General features: G+C 53.3%; 1 rRNA gene. It reads right to left on the bottom strand.

The annotated features are described in order from the left end of the window. Positions 1-122: 122 nt before the first annotated feature. A 16S ribosomal RNA gene (locus tag AEYBE204_RS39175) occupies positions 123-1,001 on the bottom strand; the annotation flags it as partial.

Below are 1,001 nucleotides of genomic sequence, written 5' to 3'. Positions count from 1 at the left end.
AGGGCGGTGTCCTAGGCCTCTAGACGAAGGGGACACGACACCGTACTTTTATGACGCTTTTGCTCGTTACTTTCTCATCAGACAATCTGTGTGAGCACGCCACGCGAACTAATATCTTTAGGTAAGGAGGTGATCCAACCGCAGGTTCCCCTACGGTTACCTTGTTACGACTTCACCCCAGTCATGAATCACAAAGTGGTAAGCGCCCTCCCGAAGGTTAAGCTACCTACTTCTTTTGCAACCCACTCCCATGGTGTGACGGGCGGTGTGTACAAGGCCCGGGAACGTATTCACCGTAGCATTCTGATCTACGATTACTAGCGATTCCGACTTCATGGAGTCGAGTTGCAGACTCCAATCCGGACTACGACGTACTTTATGAGGTCCGCTTGCTCTCGCGAGGTCGCTTCTCTTTGTATACGCCATTGTAGCACGTGTGTAGCCCTACTCGTAAGGGCCATGATGACTTGACGTCATCCCCACCTTCCTCCAGTTTATCACTGGCAGTCTCCTTTGAGTTCCCGGCCGAACCGCTGGCAACAAAGGATAAGGGTTGCGCTCGTTGCGGGACTTAACCCAACATTTCACAACACGAGCTGACGACAGCCATGCAGCACCTGTCTCAGAGTTCCCGAAGGCACCAATCCATCTCTGGAAAGTTCTCTGGATGTCAAGAGTAGGTAAGGTTCTTCGCGTTGCATCGAATTAAACCACATGCTCCACCGCTTGTGCGGGCCCCCGTCAATTCATTTGAGTTTTAACCTTGCGGCCGTACTCCCCAGGCGGTCGATTTAACGCGTTAGCTCCGGAAGCCACGCCTCAAGGGCACAACCTCCAAATCGACATCGTTTACAGCGTGGACTACCAGGGTATCTAATCCTGTTTGCTCCCCACGCTTTCGCACCTGAGCGTCAGTCTTCGTCCAGGGGGCCGCCTTCGCCACCGGTATTCCTCCAGATCTCTACGCATTTCACCGCTACCCCTGGAATTCTACCCCCCTC

The sequence above is a fragment of the Asticcacaulis sp. YBE204 genome (assembly GCF_000495855.1).
Taxonomy (GTDB): Bacteria; Pseudomonadota; Alphaproteobacteria; order Caulobacterales; family Caulobacteraceae; genus Asticcacaulis.
Note: the sequence above shows the minus strand (reverse complement) of the source record. Positions and strands in the feature narration are given on the sequence as shown.